The following is a 23,342-nucleotide window of genomic DNA, read 5'->3' on the forward strand; positions in this document are numbered from 1 at the left end:
GAGCAATTTCATGGCTGTTATTACCGCAGTTCACGCCCGTCAGATTTTGGATTCCCGCGGCAACCCGACCGTTGAGGTTGAGGTTCTGCTCGAAGATGGTGCTTTCGCACGTGCCGCTGTGCCTTCGGGCGCATCCACCGGCGAGTGGGAGGCAGTCGAGCGTCGCGATGGCGACAAGTCCGTATACCTAGGTAAAGGCGTTCTGGGCGCCGTCAAATCTGTTATTGAAGAGATTTCGGAAGAAATTATCGGTATCGACGCCGCTGATCAGCGTACTGTTGATGCAACCATGATTGCTCTGGACGGCACCAACAACAAGGGTAAACTCGGCGCTAACGCAATTCTGGGTGTTTCTCTGGCCGTCGCTAAGGCAGCCGCAGAGTCCGCAGACCTTCCCCTCTACAAGTACCTGGGTGGCCCCAACGCCCACGTGCTTCCCGTTCCCATGATGAACATCCTCAACGGCGGTTCTCATGCAGACTCCAATGTTGACATTCAGGAGTTCATGATTGCTCCCATCGGTTTCGAGAACTACTCGGATGCGCTGCGCGCCGGTGTTGAGGTCTACCACTCGCTCAAGTCTGTGCTGCACGACCGTGGCCTCTCCACCGGCCTGGGCGATGAAGGTGGCTTCGCACCGAACCTTGAATCCAACGCTGCGGCTCTTGACCTCATTATCGAGGCAATCGAGAAGGCTGGTTACAAGCCCGGTGAACAGGTTGCTCTCGCACTGGATGTTGCGTCCTCCGAGTTCTATAACGACGGTGCCTATGACTTCGAGGGTCAGAAGAAGTCCGCCGAAGAGATGAGCGCATACTATGCTGATCTTGTGGCGAAGTACCCGCTGGTTTCCATTGAGGATCCGCTGGACGAGAACGACTGGGCAGGCTACAAGACCCTGACCGAGCAGATTGGTGACAAGGTTCAGATCGTCGGTGACGACCTATTCGTGACCAACCCCGAGCGCCTTGAGAAGGGCATCAACGAGGGTGCGGCAAACGCTCTGCTGGTGAAGGTCAACCAGATCGGTTCGCTCACCGAGACCCTGGATGCTATGGAACTGGCACAGCGCAACGAATACCGCTGCATGGTTTCGCACCGTTCCGGTGAGACCGAGGACGTCACCATTGCCGACCTTGCTGTGGCGACTAACGCGGGTCAGATCAAGACCGGCGCGCCCGCACGTTCCGAGCGCGTGGCAAAGTATAACCAGCTGCTGCGCATTGAGGAAGAACTGGGCGATGCCGCTGTTTACGCTGGCAAGTCAGCATTCCCCCGCTTCAAGAAGGCGTAACGCGATAATATACGGACGGCTAGAACCGTATACATCATAATCTGGTGCTCTCGACTGGTCCATGACCTGCGAGAGCACCAGATTTTTTATCTCCTACTTTTCTTCGTAGACTCTCTCTATAAGGGTGCCTATGACGACGGCGCGCTTTATGGCTCTTGAACATGTATCCCTCCGAATCTAATAGCTCAGTTTTCCCTAGGGGTTAGGGGAATGCACTCGCAATAGTTCGGGTATATCACTTTTTCGGGGGATAACTCCGTCTGAACGTTCACGGTAGCTTAGAATGGTAATCAAAGACTTAGGGGCAGGGAAGGAAAGCACTACATGATGGCTCAGCGCGACGGACGTGAACGACGCAAAAGCCCGGCGGGGCAGGAACCGCGTCGAGGTCGCACATCACGTGGCAGCCAGTCCGCCGCCGCGCGCGAAAGTCTTTCTGATGCTCCAGCATCTGCCCGTAAATCCCGTGCCCGCAAGCAGAAGGCGCATAAACCCGGTTCATCCCGCACGACCAACACCGCAGATAAGCGGGCTCAGCAGAAGCCAACTGCGCGGCGCTCGAAGGCCACCCTGCCGCCCCCGCAGCCAGCGCATCGTGAGGCACACGAGCGGCAGGCTACGTCCGCGAACGTCAAATCTTCTGCACCTGCGGCAAAGGAACCCCACAGCACCGCAACCCATCGAACCGTTGAAGACCGCTCGTATTTGCAGCGTCCCGCCTGGATGCGCGCCGCTAACAGCTTCTTCGGCGCCCGTACCCGGGCACATCGTACCGATAGGGAACGCGATGCACGTGAACGCCGCATCCACCGCGAACACGATGACGATGAGAATTATGAGACTCCCGTCGCGGCACATCGCTTTAGCGGAAAATTTTTGGGCATTCTTATTATGATCGCGGTGCTCCTGCTGGGTACCGCATACCCGCTGACTAACTATGTTGATCAGCAGCGAGAAATTAACACTACCCGCGCCCGCATTGCTGAGCTCAAACAGGAAAACGTGCAGCTTCAAGCCGAGAAAACCTGGTGGCAAGACGACGACTATGTGCGCCAGCAGGCCCGCAGCCGTCTATTCTATGTGGCGCCGGGCGATACCCCGTATACAGTCACCGGTATAGATTCGGATGACGGCCGGGCTGACAGCACCTCTGCCTCCGGGAAAAATGCTCCCGAAGATTCGTGGACGAACAAACTTTGGGGGTCCCTGAACGATGGTAAGGCTCCTTCGCCTAAACCTGCTGATAAGTAACGCCGGTACGGCTGTACACGTGAACCGTGCTGTACGATAAAACCTGACGTACCGATTCTTCAAGAAAGATCTATGAGCACTGTAGAAGACCTCAAAAACCGCGCCCCGCAGGGTTTCGGCGTTACCGTAGAAACCTTGACGCCCACCGACCAAGATATCCGAGTGCTCTCAGCACAGTTGGGCCGTACTGTGCGGGATGTTATTGAGATTCCCGCACGCTGTGTATGCGGTAACCCGCTCGTTGCCGCTACAGCACCGAGGCTATCAAACGGGAACCCGTTCCCAACCGTGTTTTACCTGGCGCATCCGGCGATTACTGCGGCCGCATCCCGCCTGGAAGCGGGGGGGCTCATGTACGAGATGACCGATGCGCTCGCGGCCGATACCGAACTTGCGAACCGATACACCCTAGCACACGAAAACTACCTAGCCGAGCGTGAGCGCATACGTCTGATCAGCGGAACCGATGAGGTGCCCGAAATTGAGAATATTTCGGCGGGCGGGATGCCCACGCGCGTCAAATGCCTGCATGCCGTGATTGGTCACACCCTGGCGGTGGGCCGCGGCATTAACCCTATGGGGGACTGGGGTCTGGATGAGATCGCCGATTGGTGGACCCCGCAGGTTTGCGCATGTGAACCATCATGGCGGGATGCCTAATTTCAGCCATTTTTAAGAACTTTGCCCGTGCCGTTCACTGTAACCGGTACGGGCACCTAATATGTAAGTAGCTCGACGCATTAATCTGCGGCAGGCTAGATAACTTTAGAACCTCACGCCTTGCGTGGATTGGAGCCCATTATGCGTGTTGGCGCAATTGACTGCGGTACCAACTCTATCCGTCTTCTGATCGCTGACGCCAGCACCGAAACCGTTAACGGTCGCACAGTAACCCGTCTCAACGACGTGGTGCGGCAGATGCGTATCGTCCGCCTGGGGCAGGGAGTTGATGCCACTGGATGGCTTGCTCAAGAGGCCTTGGACCGCACTTTTGACGCAACGCGGGAATACGCAAAACTTTTGCGTAAACACAAGGTCAAGAAGCTTCGTTTCGTGGCGACGAGTGCCACCCGCGATGCCGGAAACCGTCAGGTTTTTATGGATGGTATTCGTGACATTCTGGGTATTGAACCCGAGGTGATTACCGGCGACGAAGAGGCGGAACTGTCGTTTGCGGGCGCCGTACTGGCGGTCGGTGCCGATGAGTCTAAGACCGTAGTCTTTGACCTGGGCGGCGGGTCTACCGAATTCGTGCTTGGGACCGAAGACGGCGTGCAGGCGGCAAGAAGCGTAAATATCGGGTGTGTGCGCCTGACCGAACGGCATATGGCATCTGCCCCTGCAACCCCGGATCAGATTCAACGTGTTGAAGCTGACACCGATGCGGCAATCGACAGCGTATTGCAGAGCGTTCCTCTCGAAAAGGCTACCCGGGCCGTTGCCGTTGCCGGTACTGCCACCACGATCGCCGCCGCGGCATTGGGGCTAAAGACCTATGATTCCGAGGTTATTAACGGTTCTTCCATCTCTGTAGATACGGTGCAGAAAACGGCAGAGATGCTGCGCTCTATGACCCGCGAGGAGCGCGCCGCGCTGGGGTATATGCACCCCGGTCGGGTTGATGTTATTGGCGCCGGGGCTACCATTTACGCCCGTATCATGACTCGTCTGCGTGAGATCACCGAAGGAAACATCGATTCTGTGACGGTGAGCGAACATGACATTCTGGACGGCATAGCACTATCCCAGGTACGTTAAGCATGTACAACTAACACCCAACGACGGTAGGTACACAGGTATGACGCGTTCCAACCACATCGTCATGATGACGCGCACAAGCATACGTCGGGTCGTAGCGCTTCTCGGATGCGGGGCGCTCGCGACCGGTTTAGCCCTGTCCGGAGCTCCTGCATCTGCCGCTCCGACGGCCTCACCAACCCCTATAACGCTCACTCCCGCTGAAGCCGCCGTTCTAGGTAAGGACGACGTTCGTCAGCACGAATATTGGCTTACCGACTACAGGATTGTGGATGCGTGGAAACAATCGACGGGATCGGGCGTGACGGTTGCCGTCATTGACACCGGCGTCGACGGTACCCACCCGGATCTCGTAGATAACGTGCTGGAGGGTTATGACGCTTCTGGCGAGGGCTCTCCTAACGGTTGGCAGGGGCTGGGCGTAGAACCCATGCACGGCACCGAAGTTGCATCCCTGATTGCCGGCCACGGTCATAATGTTTCCGGTATTCCTAAGATTGCCGGTCAGCCTGGTAAACCTGCGGGCGTTATCGGCGTGGCGCCGGATGCCAAGATTCTGCCTATCTCCCTTAACATGGTCTCAAATGCTGAGAAAAGTATTGATGAGCAGATTCCCGCCGCCGTGCGTTATGCGGTAGATCATGGCGCGCAGGTAATCAATCTTTCTATCGGCTCGAATAAGACGACCTGGCCCAAGAGCTGGGACGATGCTTTTGCCTACGCCGAAGAGAAGGGCGTGGTCGTCGTAGCATCCGCCGGTAACCGTGGCAGCGGTATTACCCAGGTGGGTGCCCCGGCGACTATTCCGGGGGTTCTGACAGTTGGCGGCGTGGACCGTCAGCGTGAGGCTTCCAAGGGCTCTTCGACTCAGGGTATTTCTATTGGCGTGACGGCACCGAGCAACGATATGATTGCTGCCGCACCGGGGAATAAGTACATGATATGGTCGGGGTCTTCGGCATCCGCTCCGCTGGTTTCCGGTCTTGCGGCGTTGATTAAGTCTAAGTACCCCAATCTGAGTGCGGCTCAGATTATTCAGCGTATTACTGAAAGCGCCGACGACACTGGCGCTGCCGGGCGTGACCCGGTGTATGGGTTTGGCATCATAAATCCGCTGATGGCTCTGGACCCTTCAACCCCGCAGGATGCTACGGAGAATCCGCTAGGGTCGCTGAAGGCATGGATTGCAGTGCACCGCCGTCAAGAGGTGCCTGCGCCAACTCCCGCCGATGCTTCGGCCACTCCGGTGCATGAAGAAGGCGAGACTATCGTTAAGGCGAAGATCCCAGAGCCCAGCCGCCCGGTTGAGGATCGCGGATTTTTGCCGTTTATCATCGTGGGGGCTCTCTTTGTCATTTTGGGGCTGCTCACGGTACGCAGCGTTCGTCGTCTGCATCGCTTGCACGTTAATGTGCGCGATGTAGTGCCGCATCCTCATCTGCACGGGCGCGGTGAGCCAAAGCAAGCTTCACATTCCAAGCCCTCCGCAGCTTCGGTTGCTGTTCCGGATGCTCCTGCTCCGGTCGCTCCCGTTATTCAGTCGCCCGCTGCCAGCGCGCCCCAGAGCCCCGAACCTGAGACTGCTGCGCAGGCACAAACACAGGTTGCACCTGTCTCTATTCCCTCCCCGGCACCAGACGCCGCAGTCGCGATGCCGTCGGCGCCCTCCACCCTCGATCCCCACCCCGCGGCGGATCAGAACCTAGATAAACAACAGGATGCACCTACGGGTCAAAAGAGCGCAGCCGCAGCGGGTACCGAGCAGAGTGCCGTGCCCACGCAGCCTCCTGCCATCGTGCAGAACGTTGGCACAACGGAGCACAATGTTGACTCGGCACAGAACGTCGGCGCAGTACAACCTGTGGCATCAGCATCAAGCGTGGCTGAACAGTCAACGGTGGCTACAGGACAACCATTACCTCAGACGCAGAAACCGGCAGAGTCTCAGCAGACCGACCAGCACAATACGGTAGCGCAGACTCCTGCCGCACCCGCGAAAGCGACTCAACCGGCAGATCAGGGGAGTACACCCGAACAAAAACCCGTCGCACCTGAACCTCAGGAATCAGAAAAACCTGCCCTGGCTCAGACTGTAGCTCAGAGCGAGGGCGTATCTCGCACCCCGCAGAGTCCCGCCGCCGAGCCGGTTAAGGACTCGACCGTAGGGCAGGAATCCTCCGATCCTGAAGCGTCACAGGTATCGGCAGATATGATCGGGAAAGCTTCGCACCGGTCCGCTCAGAAGAACGGTACGGCACAGCATCGAGCCCACCGTTTAAGTAGGGGTCCGTTACCTCCGCATCGGAAACCTCGTCTGCCTCATATTTCCGGGATTAAGCGCCAAGTTCCGGAAACAGGTGTTCCAGATGTTCCTGACGAGGCAGCGAGTTCAGCATCCGTACAGAATCCTACGGGGCAGAACGGTCGCCCAGCATCAGCGCCGCGAAAGGTCGCTTCCGCCCAGAAGAAACATAATACTCGCACGCCGCGCAAGAAGACGGCTAACTCGTCGCGCCTTCGTCCACAGGGCGCTGCTTCGGGGCGTTCCTCAATACCCGCCGCGCCGGAATCCGGCGTTCCAGAGCCTTCATCGGCTCACGAACCTGAGTCACAGAACCCTAGCTCCTCATAGTGGTGGTGAAAAGCACGCAGTTAATAAACAACTCCGATAAAAATATGGAAGAAAACTTCGTGACTCCTAACACCTGGTCTGTGGGTAGAGCAAAGGTTTAAAACACCCTAAGGACGCGCTACATGATGCGGAACGCAACCCTACTGGCGGGGCAAAACCTCGGCGCATAAACGCGAAACGTTATCATCCAAGGGCGGTTTTCCTTACTTCGTATGCCTACATAAATGTGTTTTCCTCGGGATAAACGCGTAAAATAGTGGTATATAACATGCAGGAAAAATAGTGTTTTCGCGTTTGCGGCACCGAACATCGGGGCTTACGGAGAAAGCTTAAGAGTTTCTGTTCGTTCACATGTCCATGTATCCTGCACCCTGGGAAGCGCATGTGAACGTATCATTGAGTGCTCGCGCGCTAAAGCGCAGCGGGTAAACAAAATCTAGGAAGTAGCAATATATGTCGTTTCATAAGGCACAGGATCGTCCCCGTATTCTTATTGTCGGTGGTGGCTACGTAGGCTTTACCGTCGCCAAGAAAATCCAGAAGGCTATCAAACAGACCGGTGGCGTGGTAACCATCGTAGAGCCCAACCCCTATATGACTTACCAGCCGTTCCTGCCCGAAGTCGCTGCGGGTTCGATGGAAGGCCGTAACGCTACCGTTCCGCTCCGCCAGCACCTGCGCGATACCGAGTTGATTCCCGGGCATGTTGTCTCCGTGAATCATGCAGAGCGTACCGCTACGGTTGAACCCATCGACAATGGCGAACCCTTCGATCTGAAATATGATGAGATCATTCTCGGCGCTGGTGCCGTGACCCGTGCGTTCCCAATCCCCGGTCTTGCCGAAGTTGCTATCGGCATGAAGACTGTCGAAGAAGCCGTCTCCGTGCGTAACTGGGTGCTGGAACGTATTGAGGTTGCCTCCGTACTGGATGACCCCGATGCTCGCCGCCGCGCCCTGACCGTCGTCGTCGTAGGCGGCGGTTTCGCCGGTGTTGAGACCATCTCCGAACTGGAAGACATGGCTCGCGAAGCTGTTAATCGTAACGACCGTTTGAGCGTATCCGACCTGCGCTTCGTGATGATCGAAGCTGCACCGCGCATCATGCCAGAGGTTCCAGAAGACCGTGCCGAGAAGGTTGTGGCTGAGCTTCGCGCTCGCGGCATTGAGGTTCTGCTCAATACCTCCCTCTCGGACGCTACCGACGGTCACCTGCAGCTCATCAACATGACAGATAAGTCGCCCGCTGGTGAGATGGATACCGATACGCTCATTTGGACTGCTGGTGTTGCTGCATCGCCGATGCTCAAGAACACTGACTTCCCGATCGACGAACGCGGTCGCGTTCGCGTGAACGCAGATTTGCGTGTAGCTGGCGATAATGGTGTGGTTGAAGGCGCTTGGGCGGCTGGCGATAACGCTGCCGTTCCCGATCTTTCCGGAGGCGGCGTTGGCGGCTTCTGCGTACCAAACGCACAGCACGCATCTCGTCAGGCTTTGGTTCTCGCCAAGAATATTCTGGCATCACGCCGCGGCGAGCCTCTGACCGACTACTACCATGAGACCATCGGTGTGGTTGCCGGTCTAGGTCTGTGGAAGGGTGTTGCAAACTTCAAAGGTAAGACCTTTGCAGGTCCGCTCGCGTGGATTATGCACCGCGGCTACCACGGTTCTGCAATTCCCACGACCGAGCGTACTGTGCGCGTTATGACGACCTGGGCACTCAACCAGCTCTTTGGCCGTGACACCACGACAATTCGCCACCAACGTTCCCCGCGTCTCGCTTTCCAAGAGGCCACCGGAACGGCACCGGCGAAGACTAAGGCAAAGCTCTAACGAGCCTAATAGCGTCGAAACCCGCAAACTAATGCTATTCTTAGTAATGGTCTTGCGGGTTTAGACTTTGCCCCTATAGCCCAATTGGCAGAGGCAGCGGACTTAAAATCCGTCCAGTGTGGGTTCGAGTCCCACTGGGGGCACGCTATAATAGCCCGTCGCATCCGATAAAACATTTGGATGCGACGGGCTATTTGTATGCCTTGGGGCGAGCGTATCTCTACCTTATGAGAATCATGGGATCGCTGGGTAGGGGAGAAGCCACGGTATATAAAGAAGGCACCGTCATCGTGACGGTGCCTTCCGGGTGGGTAGACGGATGAGTGATAGATACGTTCTGGAAGAATGCTCAGGCGGTTAAGCCTTATTGCGACTGAAGAACGAATCTAGTGAGTACCTGCCTCCACCGGTCAGAATGAACATGATAGCTGCCATGCCCAAGACGAAAACGTACTCGAAGCCTGCGCCGGTCTTCTGATCGGTGATGAAGGGGTCGTTGATGTGAACAAAAATAAAAGCACCTGCCATAGCGATTGCGATGGCGGCGGCCGCAAAACGAGTTCCTAAACCAAGGATCAAGAGAGCTCCGCCAATAAGCTCGGCACCAATGGTAAAGTACGCCGAAAGCTCGGGTGCAGGAATACCCATTTTGGCGAACGCTGCACCTTCTGCTGCGGGACCGATCAGGAATGCCTTCTGGAAACCGTGCATGACAAAGGTGAAGCCCAGCGCTACGCGGAAAATTAGGGTGCCAACAGATTTAGTTATTTCATTCTTCATGACTACAAGGTTGTCAGGTAAAGTTTTATCAAGCAAAGGTAAACATCTATAAATCTTTTTTACATAGGTTCTACACAGCTTAAACACAGGTTCGGCGTGATGCTGCACTCTTAAAGAGTCTATATGGGCCTCAAGATGAAGAATTGTGACAGTAAACCCCCGCCCTGACTGCTTGTTGGGGCGGGGGTATATGTATCTGTAGGGGAGTGCAAACGGAGGTAACGTTCAGAGACTTAGCGTGCTTCGCATGCTATGCCGTCACCGTCACGATCAAGATGCTCGGAATATCCCGGTGCACCGCGGTGCATATTACGATATCCCGCAGCACGGGCATCAGCGCAGGTTTGAAATGCCAAAGCCGGGGCGGGGTTCTGTGCGGGAAGTGCATCCACCTGGGGCACAGGAGCAGGCGCATCCGCCGGGACTGCAGGAGCAGGGGTATCAGGCGCAGGCTTCGGAGCGGGTGCCTCTGCGGCTCCTGTGCAGGGTGTAAGAACGTTGATCATAGCCTCTTTTTCGGCTGGTTTGACCCACAGATGGTACTTAGCTTTCACCCGAATCTGACGTGCCACATAAGAGCAGCGGAACGATGCGTTTGCTGGCAGCCAGGTGGCGGCATCCGAATCGCTTTTCTGCTGATTCGCAGGACCATCAACTGCCAGAAGGTTTTCGGGATCATTGGCGAGTTGTAAGCGTTCTTGAGCTGAAATCTCCTGAGCGCCGGACTGCCAGGCATCGGAAAGCGCCACAACGTGGTCGATCTGAACCTGCTCCGAGGTATCTTTCCCACGCATGAAATTAATGACCTTCCCGGTGTAAGGATCGTTAAGAATGCCCGAGATCACCACGCATCCGCGAGGGTTTTTATGTTGTTTTGCAGTGAGATCCCGGTTGAGAATGTCATTGCGGGTATCGCATCCGTTATGGTCGATATCGCTCCAGGCATCTCCGAACTGGGCACGGGAGTACCCGGTCTTAGGGGCGCGGCCTTTAACGGGAAGGGTATTGAGGATGCGCAGGGCCTCACTAGCCTCGTCAGATCCTATAGGCGCCGTTCCTTGAGGCTCAACGGAGCTGGTATCAGGATTGACGATAGTGACGGTTCCGGGGCGAATTTGGGAACCCGGATGAGCCGTCGAAGTATCGGCATTATTCTCTTCAGGTGATTCACCTACCTCAGTCACGGTGGGTGTTTGTTCCGATTCCTGCGCGGAAACCGTGGGTTGCTGTGAGGCCTCTGCGCTTTGTGAAGAAGTAGAAGAATGTTCAGCTGCCGAGTTCGCTGAGGGGGTGCTGGGCGCAGAGACGGTTGACTCAGAAATTGTGATAGTTTCAGAGGAGCATCCGCTCAGCGCAAGTCCTAGGGCTAGAAAAGCTGCGGAAAATCTTGTGCCGAGTTTCAAGGAATGCCCTTGACCTGATGCAGAGGGCCAAAAGACATGCGCGCCAGAGTGCGATGACAGTATTTTTAACATCAATGATTCCTAGAGATTGTATGTGTGCATAGAGTGAATGCTTTTCACAGTATAGAAAGAAAACGCCCGTAAAGGGGGAATTTTGGTGATGTCACACGATTTGTGTATATAAAGAAACTAAGATGAATGGAGAAATGTGCGGAGCAGAACGATATTCTCTCCCGCGTACAGTCAGCTTGTGTTTATAAACGTAGCCTTTGTACATGCCGATTATTAGAGGAACCCCAATGCCCACACAGCAGGAAAACCGCAGCAACAAGCCCGTGCGTATGGTTGCCGTAGACATGGATGGTACTTTCCTGAATGATGATAAGACGTTCGATGTTGAGCGTTTTGAGAGAATCCTAACCCGCTTGTCTCGGCATGGAATTTATTTTGTGGTGGCAAGCGGAAATACCTACACGAAATTATGCCAGTATATGCATGGTTTTGAACATCGAGACATTATTTATATCGCAGAAAATGGTGCCTATGTAGCGGATGATTCCGGGGAACTTGCGGTGCATCATTTTGCTGCCGAGGATCTGCCGCGTGTGTACGAGATACTGAACGGTATGCCTCAGCTTGGGATCGTTGTGTGTACGGCAGAGAGCAGCTTTATACTGGAAAACCGCGAAAAAACGGTTATGAACATTATCCGGGACTATTTTGAGGTGCAGGGTAAGCCATTGCCGCAGAATATTGATCCCTTCGCTTTTGCCAGTATGTTTTATCCCGGAACCGAGCGTATCAGCTCTTACGAGCAGGTGCGTGGTGTTCCTATCAAATTTTCTCTGCAAGTAACGCATCGGGATCTACCGGATGCTACAGCACAGTTACGGCGTACCCTGCCGCAGACGGTAACCCCGCTCGTTAGTGGTTTCGGTGCAATCGACCTGGTGCGTGCCGGTGTGAATAAGGCAACGGGGCTGAAAGACCTGTGTGATCGTTTGCGGATAACCCCTACTCAGATAGTAGCCTTTGGCGATAGCGATAACGATCTTGAGATGCTCTCGTTCGCCGGTACCGGTGTGGCAATGGCCCACGCTTCAGACGAGCTCAAGACTGTGTCTCAGCGGGTGATCGGCTCGCATAATGATGGTGCGGTGCTCGACTTTTTAGAGAGCATGCTCGATGAATTAGACGGGTAAGTTCCCGTCCAACAGCGGAGTTTAGCTCTTATCCGACTTGCAATGTGGGTTCCCTAGCCTCCGCGCTGCCTCCACTACGGCGGCGCGACGTTTGCGGTGTTCCTCTTCGGTAGGCTCGCCGCAGAGCATGCGAGATACCTGAGGCATAGCCGACCACCACCCCACGATAGCGAGAATAAAAAGTACAAGATAGGCGGCGTCTATATCGTCTGTAACAGCGCCCGCCTCTTGCCCGGCGCGCATCGCATCCGCTTTGAAGGTGTAGTGGTCGCGCCGGTATTCCTCATGGGGAACTTCGCCGTCAATCGTAAGGGATTCCCAGCGCAGCAGACGCAATAGATCGGGATGGTCTCGGTGGTAGTCGTACATGCGTCCGGCGTAATCACCAATATCTTCGGTGGCAAGCGACGTAAGACCGACAACTTCGGCAACTTGGTCTAGTTCTTCGTGCAGAATAGCCTTGAAGAGTTCTTGTTTGTTCCCAAAATAGTTGTAGATACGCTCCTTATTGACCTTTGCCCTCTTAGCGATGCGCTCAACGGTCGTCCCATCGGGGCCATGTGCGGTAAATTCGGCGAGAGCCGCCCCTTTGATCTTTTGTTTCGTGTTTTCGGTATCCCAAGCCATCATCTGTAATACTCTCTTTCGGCAGTTCCAACGTTATGGTTGCAATTTATATCTTAATGGTACTAGGGTTAATTCCAACGTTTCCGTTGGATTGGAGTTTACTCATGTATCACCATGCAGAGAACACGACAACAAGCACCACTACATCGGTCTCCTCAACCTCCGAAGAATATCCCGCTACACGAACTGCGGTAGCAATTCTGGTATCCACGGCACTGTTCGTCTTAGCACAGTTATACGCTTCCATACCGCTACTCGCCCCGGTCTCGTCTGCCTTTCGAGTTAACGCAACGTTCGCCCTGTCGCTGTGCTTCAGCCTTGCTTACGCCGTGGGATTTCTTATATGGGGACCGGTTTCGGATCGTTACGGACGAAAAAAGGTTGTGGTTCTCTCCCTGAGCGTGCTTACCCTAGCCACTTTTGGATGCGCCTTCGCTCCTACGCTCGGTATGCTCTCTATTCTGCGGGCTTGCCAAGGTATGACCGCCGCCGGATTTGCACCTGTCGCCCTAGCGTATCTCACGGAATCTGTACTGCCCGCCGGGCGAGCACGAGCTATCGGTGCAATGTCCACTGCGTTCTTGGCGGCTGGAATTTTTGGGCAAGTACTCGCCTCTATTATTGCCCTGAGCCTTGGCTGGCGATGGTTCTTCGGGCTGTGCGGTCTTATCTTTATCGGAACCGTTTCTCTGGTTCTGTGTACGATGCTTGAGCGCCCCCGCACTGGACAAACGACATCGTTGTGGAAACAATACGTGACTCTCGGCTCCTTATGTATCAAGCCTATTTTCCTCTTGTACGGTCTTGCCCATATAACCCTTCTTCTCGTCTTCGTAGCCTTGTATACGGGGCTGGGGCGGCATCTTGAAACCCTAGGCGTTGCGGCATCCGGCATTGTTTGGGTGCGTATTGCTGCCTTTCCGGCAATGCTGATAAGTCTTTATGCAGGCTCTTATGCAAAAAAATATGGGGTACTTCGCGTGGCGCAGCTTGGATACGTTTTATCTATTCTTGGGCTGCTGGGCGGGGTACTGTGCGCGCAGGTACTTGCTGGCATCGTCATATGCAGCCTTATCTATGTTGCGGGTGTTGCTTTAGCGATTCCCTCGATGATTACTCTCTACGGCGATGCGGCGGCACCGCATCGTGCCAGCGGCATGGCGCTTAACGGCTTTGTTCTGTTTGTGGGAGCAAGCCTGGGGCCTGTTATCGGCGCGTTACCCTTAGCATTCACCACTCTCATGCTTTTGCTGGTGGGTTTCCTAATTCTGGCTCTGCTTTCACTCGCGGCTGCTTCGCGAATCAACAACCGGCTAGTTTGAGGAGGATCATGATTTTGAGACCCTGCAGAAGTCTTAAACTGTGGGGGAGTACAGCTTAGGGTGAAAAAGACATGATGGCACCTCAAAATTACCCTGGAATATGAGCTTTTATAGAGGAATAATCCCCGGAATTTCTCAGAATTCGATAGAATATTGAGAAACTCTTTGTAAATCTCACCGAAGGAGAGAATGATGGCGGGTAACCCGTTTATTAATTCAATCGCCAAGCAAAATAGGCAAGGCGATCCCCGTTTCGGGCGTTTTGGTGCGGGTGGTTCCTCGTCGCAGGGTCAGTATCAGGCACAGCCGAACTACTCCAGTGAACCGCAGCAGTACGGTCAGCAGACCTACGGTTATGGTCAGCCGCAGCCGAACCAGTATGCTCAGTACGAGCAGCCTTATGCTCAGCCGCAGCAGGCGAACTATGACCAGTACCAGCAGGCGCAGTACGATCCGTATGCACAGCCCGGCTATGCTCCCGTTGCCGAGGGCGACCGCCTCACCATGAACGATGTGATCATGAAGACTGGTCTGAACCTGGCTCTTGTGGTGCTCGGTGCCGCAGTTTCCTGGTATCTGCCCTACCTCATGTTCGTGGGACTTATCGCAGGTCTGATCCTGGGTATCGTTAACGCCGTTAAGCGTAAGGTTTCCCCGGCTCTGGTTATGCTGTACTCCGTGTCCGAGGGTCTGCTTTTGGGTGGTATATCCGGTCTGCTCAATAAGAGCTACCCGGGCATCGCTATTCAGGCTTTGCTGGCAAGCGTGATTGTCGCCGGTCTTACCTTGGCTCTCTTCGCAAACGGTAAGATCCGTGCCACCCCGAAGATGACCAAGATCTTCATGATCGGCATGTTTGCTTACCTGATCTACGGCATTGTTTCCTGGCTCGGTGCGGGTCTGTTCGGTTCGCCTCTGGGCAGCCTGAGCATCCCTGGTACCAGCATTCCGTTGGGTCTGATTGTGGGGCTGTTTACTGTTGCTATGGCAACCTACTCGCTTCTGCTGGACTTCACCAACACTGCCGAGGCGGTAGAGGCAGGTCTTCCCGAGCGCGAGTCGTGGCGTTTGGCATTCGGCCTGACTGCATCGCTGGTCTGGCTGTACATTGAGATTCTGCGTATTCTCATGTACATCAACGAAATGGTCAACAGGGACTAACAGCATTGAGGATACGGCGGTACTCACAACCGGTGGGTGCCGCCGATTCTTTGTTTTGAGCCTGCTAGACTTGCGGAATAACTATATGCCGCAGCAACGGCATGGGCGAGAGACGATTTCTATAGCACCGACTTTTCAGGAGATTTGAGTGAGCGAATCCGTAGCCGGACAGAACACCGGCAGCACGCATCAAAACTTAACGGCAGGGGAGAGCGAACAGGATGCGCGGGCACAGAAATTAGCCCGTACCGGCGTACCCTACGCTCTTAATACCGCAGCGGCATGGTCGTGGCGTCTGATCGTGGTGGTCGGTGCCGTGTGGCTTGTATGGCAGGGGCTTTCGAAGGTTTCTCTGCTGATTATTTCGGCGATGGTAGCTGCGCTTTTAGCTGCGCTTCTAAGCCCCGCCGTCTACGCTATGCGTAAGCACGGTATTCGTGCTGGCGGTGCGACCGCTATTGCCGAACTCGGCATGATTTTAGGAATTGCCGCTTTACTGGCCCTTACCGGGCAGCAGCTTGTGCGGGGGTTTGTCTCACTTACCAACAACGCCATTCAAGGGTATCAGCAGCTCGTGGACTGGCTTAAGAGCATGGGGTATGAGCTGGGCGCTGATCAGCTTAACCAGATTCTTAATCAGATAGAACAGGCGGTAAGCAATAACCCCTCAACCGTTTTGCGGAGCGTATCAGAGGTTGGTTCTACCGCTGCAGAGTTTGCCACCGGCGTGCTTATTACTCTTTTTACTCTCGTCTTCTTCCTGATGGAGGGAGAGCGCATCTGGCTGTTTATCGTCAAGCTCTTCCCGAAACAGGCACGCGATGCGGTGAACGGCGCGGGCCGTGCAGGGTGGAAGTCCCTGGGCGCTTATGTGCGGGTGCAGATCTTGGTGGCCGCTATTGACGCTGTGGGCATTGGTGTTGGCGCCGCCATTTTGGGGGTTCCGCTGGCGATTCCGCTGGGCGTTCTGGTTTTCTTAGGGTCTTTTATCCCGGTTATTGGTGCTCTTATTTCTGGGGCGGTCGCCGTCCTGCTGGCACTGGTAGCTTTGGGGCCGGTTCAGGCGCTCATTATGATCGGCATTGTGCTGTTGGTGCAGCAGCTCGAATCGCATATTCTGCAGCCGCTCATCATGGGTAAAGCGGTCTCGCTGCATCCGCTCGCTGTGATTTTTGCGGTGGCAGGCGGATCCATGATTTTCGGTGCAGCGGGTGCACTATTTGCGGTTCCCGTGCTCGCCGTTGTGAACTCGGTTGTGCGCTACTTGGCTGCACGGCAGTGGGAGGATGACCCGGAGCTGCGCCGTGAAGAGTTCCTCTTCCCGCATGAGGTTGAGCGCCGTGAGAAATCAAAAAAGCGTGAAGAAAAAGCACAGAAGGTTGTTGCGCAGGCCCGGGAAGCGATTCGTGGTGAAGACGATTCCGAAGGCACCACACCTGAGACTAGCTCTGCACAGGCGACTAAAACTGTCTCGCCTTCCAAAGCCGATATGTAATTGTGCAGTTTCCCTCCAGAAAAGCCCGCGTGAGATGAACAACGCGGGCTTTTCTGTTCTGTATTAGGCTTCTTCATCGCCTAAAATAGAGGGCAGAAGCTGATGAGAGCGTAAAGAACGGATCCGATGTGAACGCACCCCTAACCGATCTACCCGTAACCCTGGAGAATATCGAGACAGCAGCGTCGCTCCTCGACGGGGTTATCGAGCGAACCCCTGTGGCGCATTCTCGTGCCCTGAGCCTCAAACTGGGGTCGGAAGTTTTCTTCAAATGTGAGAATTTGCAGCGTGCGGGCTCCTTCAAAGTGCGTGGTGCTTATGTGCGTATGGCAAAACTCAGCGATGCAGAAAAGAAGCGTGGCGTGGTGGCCGCATCTGCGGGTAACCACGCGCAGGGTGTTGCTCTTGCAGCGGCGAAACTGGGTATCAAGGCGCGTATTTACATGCCTCTAGGTGCAGCCCTTCCGAAGGTGACCGCAACCCGCGACCACGGTGCCGAGGTCGAACTGCATGGTACGACCGTAGACGAGGCGCTGGCTGAAGCAAAACGCTATGCCGAAGAAACCGGCGCGGTGTTTGTGCATCCCTTCGATAATGAAGATATTATCGCGGGTCAGGGAACGATCGGATTAGAAATCCTGGAACAGGTGCCTGAGGTCGATACCATCATTGTGGGTGTTGGCGGAGGCGGCCTGCTCGCTGGTCTTTCGGCGGCGGTCCGTGCGAAAGAAGAACAGTTGGGTAAAAAGATCCGCATTATTGGTGTGCAGGCTGAGCATGCGGCTGCATATCCGCTTTCCTTGGCTGCGGATGCGCTTGTCCCGCTGAAGAAGGTCTCGACGATTGCAGATGGCATTGCGGTGGGACGCCCCGGTCAGTTGCCGTTTTCCATTATCAAGAAGCTTGTCGACGATGTAGCGACGGTGAGTGAAGACGATATCGCCCGGGCCCTTATCTTCTTGATGGAACGCAATAAGCTAGTGGTTGAACCTGCCGGATCGGTTCCGGTGGCGGCGCTCATGAACGGCAAGCTCAAGGAAACATACGGCGATTTGGGAACTGTCGTGTGTGTGCTCTCGGGCGGCAATATTGACCCGATGCTCATGCTGAAGGTGATTCAGCGTGGTCTTTCGGCGGCGGGTCGGTATATGACGATTAAGATGATGCTCTCAGACCGTCCGGGTGAGTTGGCGACGATCTCGCGCATCATTTCGGAGAATGACGCGAATGTTACTGGCGTGGATCACACGCGCGTGGGCGGTTCTCTGTCGATGGGCGATGTCTCCATTACGATCGATATGGAAACTAAAGGCGTGGAACACTGCCGTCAGGTTATCTCGGCCTTGGAGGAAGAAGGCTTCAAACCCATCGTGGTGTACTAATTTTGAGAGGTCATCTGGTATAAAACCACAGGATATAAAGGTGGGGTTCGGTCATATAACCGAACCCCACCGTGCGTTTAAAGCTTCGTGACTCTAGCCCTGGAAAGGCTTGACTGAAACAATCTTCGCGGTCAATTCCTTGCCGTTGGGAGCAAGATAGGTGACTTCATCGCCTTCTTTGGCCCCCAGAATCGCCGCACCCATCGGAGACTTTTCCGAGAAGACCTTCAAATCAGAATTAGCGGGCAGAGTCTCCTCAATTTCGCGAGAGCCCAGCAGGAACTTCATAGAACGGGAAGCTACTTCGGCCTCAATAACCATGCCGAGGGCAACCACACCGTCATCGCTGGGGGCGTCTCCTACCTGGGCGTTTTCCAGAAGATGCTTAAGCTGGTTGATGCGAGCTTCGTTTTTACCCTGCTCATCGCGTGCCGCATGGTATCCGCCGTTCTCACGCAAGTCTCCCTCGTCGCGAGCGGCGGCGATGCGGTCAACGATTTCTTGACGATACGGACCTGAGAGATATTCAAGCTCCTGAGTCAGCCGATCGTATGCGTCCTGAGTGAGCCATGCGCCGTTGCTTTCAGCCATGCTTCTCCTTTGGTTATGCTCCGGTATAAACCGCGCGTTGGTCTGGGGGTTCTCCCCTGGAAAGTATCACCCTATTCTAGGGCAGAAAGTACACATGCCCTAAATATCTGAGTGTTAGGGCGTGTATCATTTCGCTGAGCGCTCACCGAATCGTGGGTGTGATACGGCTATTTAAGCCGACAGGAATCCACGGTAACCGTGGTTGCCTCCGAGAGTATGCGCAGGTTCGCGCTGTGTTGTGTGACTCGGGTGTTGCCCTGCTCGGCGCTGTTAGGACCAATTTCGACGTCGGCCCATCCCACCGCAACACGGGAAGAATTAAGCGCCTTAAGCGAACAAACCGCGGTGTCTTGTGGGTTTTTAGAGAGTTCAAAACGCCCCTGTGCCTCGTCATTGCTGATGAGGGTAAACCCAGTATCGCGTGCACTTGGGCGGGATTGAGAATCCATCTGCACCCACATAATAAAAGCGCCCGCCACAACCGTAACACAGGCAGCAAGAAGCACCCACATTCGCGTGGAGAGGGCACGCTGCCGAACAGGTTTAGCGCTGTAGCGCTGCGCTAGGGTATCGGCATGAGAATCGGCAGCTGCCGTTTCGCTCGCCTGTGCGTGTGAAGGATCTGTCATAGCTCTCTTCTCGTGGTGTCTAGTGGACGATGCGGTACAGAAAATGGTCTGCACCACGGTACTTTACACCGTCATAATGCTTCATTTAGGGTGGCTTTCTTGCGCTATTTCTGTATGATTACACTTTTAGGAGATGGTCTTAATCTCTACCATTTTAAACCCCACAGCATAAGCCCTTTGTCATCATAAGGATTAACGTGAGCGACGCGCTAGAAAAAATCAAAGCAATTCTGCCTGAACATCCTGCAGTGCAGGATCTTAAACCTCTTGATGAGGAATACGCAGGGCTGCGCATCCTAGCCGTCCACGCTCACCCGGACGACGAATCCTCTAAAGGTTCCGCGACTGCTGCCGCTTATACCTCCCGCGGCGCCCGCTATATGGTTGCCACCATGACAGGCGGTGAACGCGGGGACATCCTCAACGAAGAAATTCGTAACGCTCCCAGAGCACACCGTGACCTGCCCGGATTACGCCGCACCGAAATGGCCCGTGCTGCTGAGATTTTAGGCATCGAACATCGATGGATAGGGTTCATGGACTCCGGTCTGCCTGAAGGCGACCCTCTTCCCCCACTTTCTTTCGGCAGCTTCGGTACACTGCCTCTCGAACAGGCCGCCGCACCGTTGGTAAGACTCGTACGCGAGTACAGGCCTCATATTATTCTCAGCTATGACGAGGTGGGAGGATACCCGCACCCCGACCACATCATGAGTCATAAGGTTGCCGTCGAGGCCTACGAAAAGGCTGGTGACCCCGAAGCATACGTGGGGGAAGGCGAACCCTGGAAACCCCTAAAGCTTTACTATGATCGTGCCTTCAACCCCGAACGCACCGTTGCTCTGCACGAGTACCTGCTCGATCAGCGGGGTGAGAGCGTCTTTGAAGGTTTCATCGAACATATGGCGCACCGTTTCAATGATGCGCAAGACGGCACCAGGCACGAGACCACCACGCGAATTCTCTGCAGTGACTACTTTATCCATCGCGATCAGGCGCTTTTATCGCACTCCTCACAGGTGGATCCGCAAGGTATTTTCTTTGCGATCTCTACCGATGAGCAGAAGCATATTTGGCCTTGGGAAGACTATACACTTATCGACTCGCGGGTGCCGGTAACCCTGCCGGAACATTCCCTAAGTGACGGTATATTTTTCTAGCCTATAGCCTCCGTAAGCGATCATGCGGTGCCCCTTGGCGATGCAGAGGCTTGTGGGCCTTGAGTACTGTGAACATAGCTAAACTCTTGGCGCATTCCCAGCTGAAACATGAACCTCAGGCGGGAATATACAAGATGTCACGCGGTAGAATGAAGACTTAGACAATCACACATGACCGGCTTACCGCTAGAAACCGGAATGTTCAGAAGGATAGTCATGAGCCACCTCATTCTTGATACGCTCGCCACAGTCCCCGACCTTGTGGCATTTGCCGCTCACGGTGTTGCGCTCGCAGCAGATAACACCCCAGCCGCCAACCCCGATGGGTCTGTTGCAGGTTCGCCCGGTATTGGCGGTTTCTTTGCGACTGCGGCGCTATCCCTCCTCGTCATTATTCTTGGCATCGACATGACCCGGCGTACTCGCCGTCTGCGGTACCGTGCACAATATGCAGCCGCTCAAGAGGCCGAGCAAGCCCAAGCCCAGCAGGATACAGAGTCCGAGGACGATCAGCATGACGCCCGCTGATACTCTGGCGCTGCCTGTTATTACCGTGCATGGGGTTCCATCTGAACCGGGAACCTCCCCGGAACCGAGCGTCTATGAACGCTCTATGGCAACTTCTTTAACCCCGCAGATGCTTCCTACACACATCGGTGTGCTGGTGGACGGCAACCGGCGTTGGGCCGCACAGCGGGGGCTGAGCACCCGTGAGGGGCACGCGGCAGGAGCCGAGCGCATCATTGACTTTCTGGGCTGGTGCGCCGACTTGGGCATACCGCAGGTCACGTTGTATATGCTCTCAACCGAAAATCTCAAGCGACCCGCCGATGAACTTACCGGGCTTATTGCCGTTATCGACGAATTTCTGCAGCGGCTGCATACCGCGCAGCAGGGGCCCGTGCACGCGGTTGGTAATGTTTCCCTTATTCCCCACGAGCTTCGCAACACCCTGGAGCGGGTTATAGAAGAGACCGCGCCCTTGCCTGGGGTGCGCGTGAATATCGCGGTTGGCTATGGCGGACGTCAAGAAATTGTGGATGCGGTGCGTGAACTTATTCTTGACGCTGAGGCTCAGGGCCGCTCGATGCGCGATCTGGCAGATACCCTGAACGTCGAGGATATTTCGTGTCGCTTGTACACCCGCGATATGCCCGATCCTGACCTGCTGATTCGTACCTCTGGTGAGCAGCGCCTCTCAGGATTTCTGACCTGGCAAAGCGCCTACTCGGAATTCTATTTCTGCCAGGCTCTCTGGCCTGATTTTACGCGGGTAGATTTCTTGCGTGCCCTGCGGGATTATGCGGGTCGCACCCGCCGCTTTGGATCTTAGCCACTCATGCTTCAGGAACTCTCGAAACTCTCTACACAGGGAGTATCCGGCTGGATCGCCGGTATTCTGCTGATTCTTTACCTGCTGTACGCAGCTGGGTGCACGGTAAAACTGTGGGGCTGGGATCTGCGGAAACACAGGCTACCGAACCGCATCGTTTTCCCCTTCGTGTTTGCCACCCACACTGCTTTACCGGTTGTTGCCGCCCTGAGCGGACAGTGGGGAACTATCCTGCGTATATGGGGGAGTGGTCTTGTACTTTGGGCCTTCTACGTCCTGATGAGAATGCTCTCCTTCGGGGCGCTGGGCCGAGGGGACGTGAAACTTGCTCTCGCGCTGGGTGGACTCATCGGCTACTTCTCGTGGGCTAACCTGTTGTGGGCAACATTGGTGACCTTTGTTGTGGGCGGATTATGCGCCGTGGTTTTGGTACTGAGCAGGTCCGTTACACGGCGCACCCGCATAGCCTTCGGACCGTTTATGCTGATAGGAATGATAGCGGCGGTTCTGGTGCCAAGCTACTCATTCCTATCGTTCTAAAGGCCTCGGGCCAAAACCACCGATCGACGAAAGGATCTTTGATGCCTACCCCCGAGTACATCGTGAATTTACGCAAGAAAATTGGTCACGAATATTTATGGCTTTCGGGCGCTACCGCAGTGATTCGTCGCGATGAGGATGGCAAGGTACTGCTGGTTAAACGCAGCGATAACGGTCGGTGGACTCCCGTGACGGGTATTGTCGATCCTGGCGAGAACCCGGCGCTTACCTGCTTGCGTGAAGCCTATGAGGAGGCTGGCGTGCGTATTGAAGTTCTAGAGCTTGCTCAGGTCAAGGCTGACCCCGCGATGCGCTTTAGCAACGGGGATCGCTGCCAGTTTTTAGATCACACGTTTTTGTGCCGGTGGGTATCCGGGCAGGCACAAGTGAATGACGAGGAATCTTCCCAGGTGCGATGGGTAGATGTGACGGATCCTCAGGAGCGTTCTATGCTCTCTGAGCGGATGCTTGACCGCATTGATGCGGCGCTGAACTATGACGGACATTGTCGTTTTGACTATGTATCTCACGCTCCCAAAGATGAACCTGAATCCTCTCGGTAACCGTCAATACTCCCTCTAATACACCCATAAGCCGATAGCCGCGCGCCCGCATAATACCTGTTTGCTATGCGTTGAAGACCGTGTGTACTCCCAAGGTTGTATCTGAGTATTTTTCTCGTACTTACCGTTGTTCATATCTGAGAAAAATAAAAATGGGGGTTTTATGCATTAATTTCGGTTTCTTGTAAAAATCTAAAATCTGTAAATTATAGAAGATTACCACCGAAAATATCTATGTATTTTTCAGATGTAACACACCGTTAAAAAATAAACCTGTGCATAATATTGTGATAATAAACATGTGGCGTATTTATGAAAAGTATATGTTGCTTCATGGGTATTTAGCGTTGATATATCAGTGAAGTAGGTTGTGTGAGGGGGTA

Annotated in this window: 21 protein-coding genes and 1 tRNA gene; 17 read left to right on the plus strand and 5 right to left on the minus strand. The window is 54.8% G+C overall.

Features of this window, described 5'->3' with window-relative positions:
- Window positions 1-10: 10 nt before the first annotated feature.
- The 7 genes from eno to HMPREF2625_RS05715 all read left to right on the plus strand — a co-directional run bounded on the left by eno (window position 11) and on the right by HMPREF2625_RS05715 (window position 8,914).
- Complete coding sequence (gene eno / locus HMPREF2625_RS05685; RefSeq protein ID WP_004006066.1) at window positions 11-1,294, plus strand: phosphopyruvate hydratase; 1,284 nt, start codon at window positions 11-13, stop codon at window positions 1,292-1,294.
- Window positions 1,295-1,618: 324 nt separating this feature from the next.
- Window positions 1,619-2,545 carry an FtsB family cell division protein gene (locus HMPREF2625_RS11045; RefSeq protein WP_246826704.1) on the plus strand — a complete coding sequence of 309 codons (927 nt, stop codon included), beginning with the start codon at window positions 1,619-1,621 and terminating at the stop codon, window positions 2,543-2,545.
- A gap of 72 nt (window positions 2,546-2,617) precedes the next feature.
- Window positions 2,618-3,205 (plus strand): DUF501 domain-containing protein, encoded by a 588-nt coding sequence (locus HMPREF2625_RS05695; RefSeq protein ID WP_070522800.1) that lies wholly within the window; start codon window positions 2,618-2,620, stop codon window positions 3,203-3,205.
- Window positions 3,206-3,346: 141 nt separating this feature from the next.
- Window positions 3,347-4,303 carry a Ppx/GppA phosphatase family protein gene (locus HMPREF2625_RS05700; protein ID WP_070522803.1) on the plus strand — a complete coding sequence of 319 codons (957 nt, stop codon included), beginning with the start codon at window positions 3,347-3,349 and terminating at the stop codon, window positions 4,301-4,303.
- A 40-nt stretch (window positions 4,304-4,343) separates the two neighbouring features.
- Window positions 4,344-6,935 (plus strand): S8 family peptidase, encoded by a 2,592-nt coding sequence (locus HMPREF2625_RS05705; RefSeq protein WP_070522806.1) that lies wholly within the window; start codon window positions 4,344-4,346, stop codon window positions 6,933-6,935.
- 453 nt (window positions 6,936-7,388) lie between these two features.
- Window positions 7,389-8,771 carry an NAD(P)/FAD-dependent oxidoreductase gene (locus tag HMPREF2625_RS05710; RefSeq protein WP_004006071.1) on the plus strand — a complete coding sequence of 461 codons (1,383 nt, stop codon included), beginning with the start codon at window positions 7,389-7,391 and terminating at the stop codon, window positions 8,769-8,771.
- A 69-nt stretch (window positions 8,772-8,840) separates the two neighbouring features.
- Window positions 8,841-8,914: transfer RNA gene (locus HMPREF2625_RS05715), tRNA-Leu, on the plus strand.
- 214 nt (window positions 8,915-9,128) lie between these two features.
- Here the strand turns inward: HMPREF2625_RS05715 and HMPREF2625_RS05720 are convergent.
- On the minus strand, window positions 9,129-9,551 hold the full coding sequence (locus HMPREF2625_RS05720; protein WP_070523281.1) for a DoxX family protein: 423 nt from the start codon (window positions 9,549-9,551) through the stop codon (window positions 9,129-9,131).
- A gap of 233 nt (window positions 9,552-9,784) precedes the next feature.
- Window positions 9,785-11,026 carry a GmrSD restriction endonuclease domain-containing protein gene (locus HMPREF2625_RS05725; protein WP_246826706.1) on the minus strand — a complete coding sequence of 414 codons (1,242 nt, stop codon included), beginning with the start codon at window positions 11,024-11,026 and terminating at the stop codon, window positions 9,785-9,787.
- Between the two features lie 227 nt (window positions 11,027-11,253).
- Between HMPREF2625_RS05725 and HMPREF2625_RS05730 the strand changes: the two genes are divergently transcribed.
- Window positions 11,254-12,156: a Cof-type HAD-IIB family hydrolase gene (locus HMPREF2625_RS05730; RefSeq protein WP_070522809.1), complete on the plus strand. Its 903-nt coding sequence runs from the start codon at window positions 11,254-11,256 to the stop codon at window positions 12,154-12,156.
- A 21-nt stretch (window positions 12,157-12,177) separates the two neighbouring features.
- Here the strand turns inward: HMPREF2625_RS05730 and HMPREF2625_RS05735 are convergent, their stop codons facing one another.
- Window positions 12,178-12,786 carry a TetR/AcrR family transcriptional regulator gene (locus HMPREF2625_RS05735; protein ID WP_070522811.1) on the minus strand — a complete coding sequence of 203 codons (609 nt, stop codon included), beginning with the start codon at window positions 12,784-12,786 and terminating at the stop codon, window positions 12,178-12,180.
- Between the two features lie 101 nt (window positions 12,787-12,887).
- Here HMPREF2625_RS05735 and HMPREF2625_RS05740 point away from each other — a divergent pair, with 101 nt between their 5' ends.
- The 4 genes from HMPREF2625_RS05740 (at window position 12,888) to ilvA (ending at window position 18,143) form a co-directional block, all read left to right on the plus strand.
- Complete coding sequence (locus tag HMPREF2625_RS05740; protein WP_070522814.1) at window positions 12,888-14,105, plus strand: MFS transporter; 1,218 nt, start codon at window positions 12,888-12,890, stop codon at window positions 14,103-14,105.
- A 192-nt stretch (window positions 14,106-14,297) separates the two neighbouring features.
- Window positions 14,298-15,266 carry a Bax inhibitor-1/YccA family protein gene (locus HMPREF2625_RS05745; protein ID WP_070522817.1) on the plus strand — a complete coding sequence of 323 codons (969 nt, stop codon included), beginning with the start codon at window positions 14,298-14,300 and terminating at the stop codon, window positions 15,264-15,266.
- Window positions 15,267-15,414: 148 nt separating this feature from the next.
- A complete protein-coding gene (locus HMPREF2625_RS05750) occupies window positions 15,415-16,761 on the plus strand; it encodes an AI-2E family transporter (RefSeq protein WP_070522819.1) in 1,347 nt (448 codons plus the stop codon).
- 128 nt (window positions 16,762-16,889) lie between these two features.
- On the plus strand, window positions 16,890-18,143 hold the full coding sequence (gene ilvA, locus HMPREF2625_RS05755) for a threonine ammonia-lyase (protein ID WP_013398582.1): 1,254 nt from the start codon (window positions 16,890-16,892) through the stop codon (window positions 18,141-18,143).
- Between the two features lie 93 nt (window positions 18,144-18,236).
- Here the strand turns inward: ilvA and greA are convergent, their stop codons facing one another.
- Both greA and HMPREF2625_RS05765 read right to left on the minus strand, forming a co-directional pair.
- On the minus strand, window positions 18,237-18,734 hold the full coding sequence (greA, locus tag HMPREF2625_RS05760) for a transcription elongation factor GreA (protein WP_004006080.1): 498 nt from the start codon (window positions 18,732-18,734) through the stop codon (window positions 18,237-18,239).
- Between the two features lie 167 nt (window positions 18,735-18,901).
- The gene (locus HMPREF2625_RS05765) at window positions 18,902-19,363 is read right to left on the minus strand and encodes a DUF4307 domain-containing protein (RefSeq protein WP_070522822.1); all 462 of its coding nucleotides are present in this window, start codon (window positions 19,361-19,363) and stop codon (window positions 18,902-18,904) included.
- A gap of 197 nt (window positions 19,364-19,560) precedes the next feature.
- Here HMPREF2625_RS05765 and mca point away from each other — a divergent pair, with 197 nt between their 5' ends.
- The 5 genes from mca (at window position 19,561) to HMPREF2625_RS05790 (ending at window position 22,959) form a co-directional block, all read left to right on the plus strand.
- Entirely contained in the window at window positions 19,561-20,523 is a 963-nt protein-coding gene (mca, locus tag HMPREF2625_RS05770; RefSeq protein ID WP_070522826.1) for a mycothiol conjugate amidase Mca, read from the plus strand.
- Between the two features lie 216 nt (window positions 20,524-20,739).
- Window positions 20,740-21,051: a hypothetical protein gene (locus HMPREF2625_RS05775; protein ID WP_238789031.1), complete on the plus strand. Its 312-nt coding sequence runs from the start codon at window positions 20,740-20,742 to the stop codon at window positions 21,049-21,051.
- Window positions 21,038-21,856: a polyprenyl diphosphate synthase gene (uppS, locus tag HMPREF2625_RS05780; RefSeq protein WP_070522834.1), complete on the plus strand. Its 819-nt coding sequence runs from the start codon at window positions 21,038-21,040 to the stop codon at window positions 21,854-21,856. The genes HMPREF2625_RS05775 and uppS overlap by 14 nt, the downstream gene beginning before the upstream one ends.
- A 6-nt stretch (window positions 21,857-21,862) precedes the next feature.
- The gene (locus tag HMPREF2625_RS05785) at window positions 21,863-22,396 is read left to right on the plus strand and encodes a prepilin peptidase (RefSeq protein WP_070522837.1); all 534 of its coding nucleotides are present in this window, start codon (window positions 21,863-21,865) and stop codon (window positions 22,394-22,396) included.
- Between the two features lie 41 nt (window positions 22,397-22,437).
- Window positions 22,438-22,959, plus strand: coding sequence for an NUDIX hydrolase (locus HMPREF2625_RS05790; RefSeq protein ID WP_070522840.1), 522 nt, complete (start codon window positions 22,438-22,440; stop codon window positions 22,957-22,959).
- Window positions 22,960-23,342: the final 383 nt, after the last annotated feature.

Origin of the sequence: Rothia sp. HMSC064D08, from assembly GCF_001809525.1 — a bacterium.
Taxonomy (GTDB): Bacteria; Actinomycetota; Actinomycetes; order Actinomycetales; family Micrococcaceae; genus Rothia; species Rothia dentocariosa.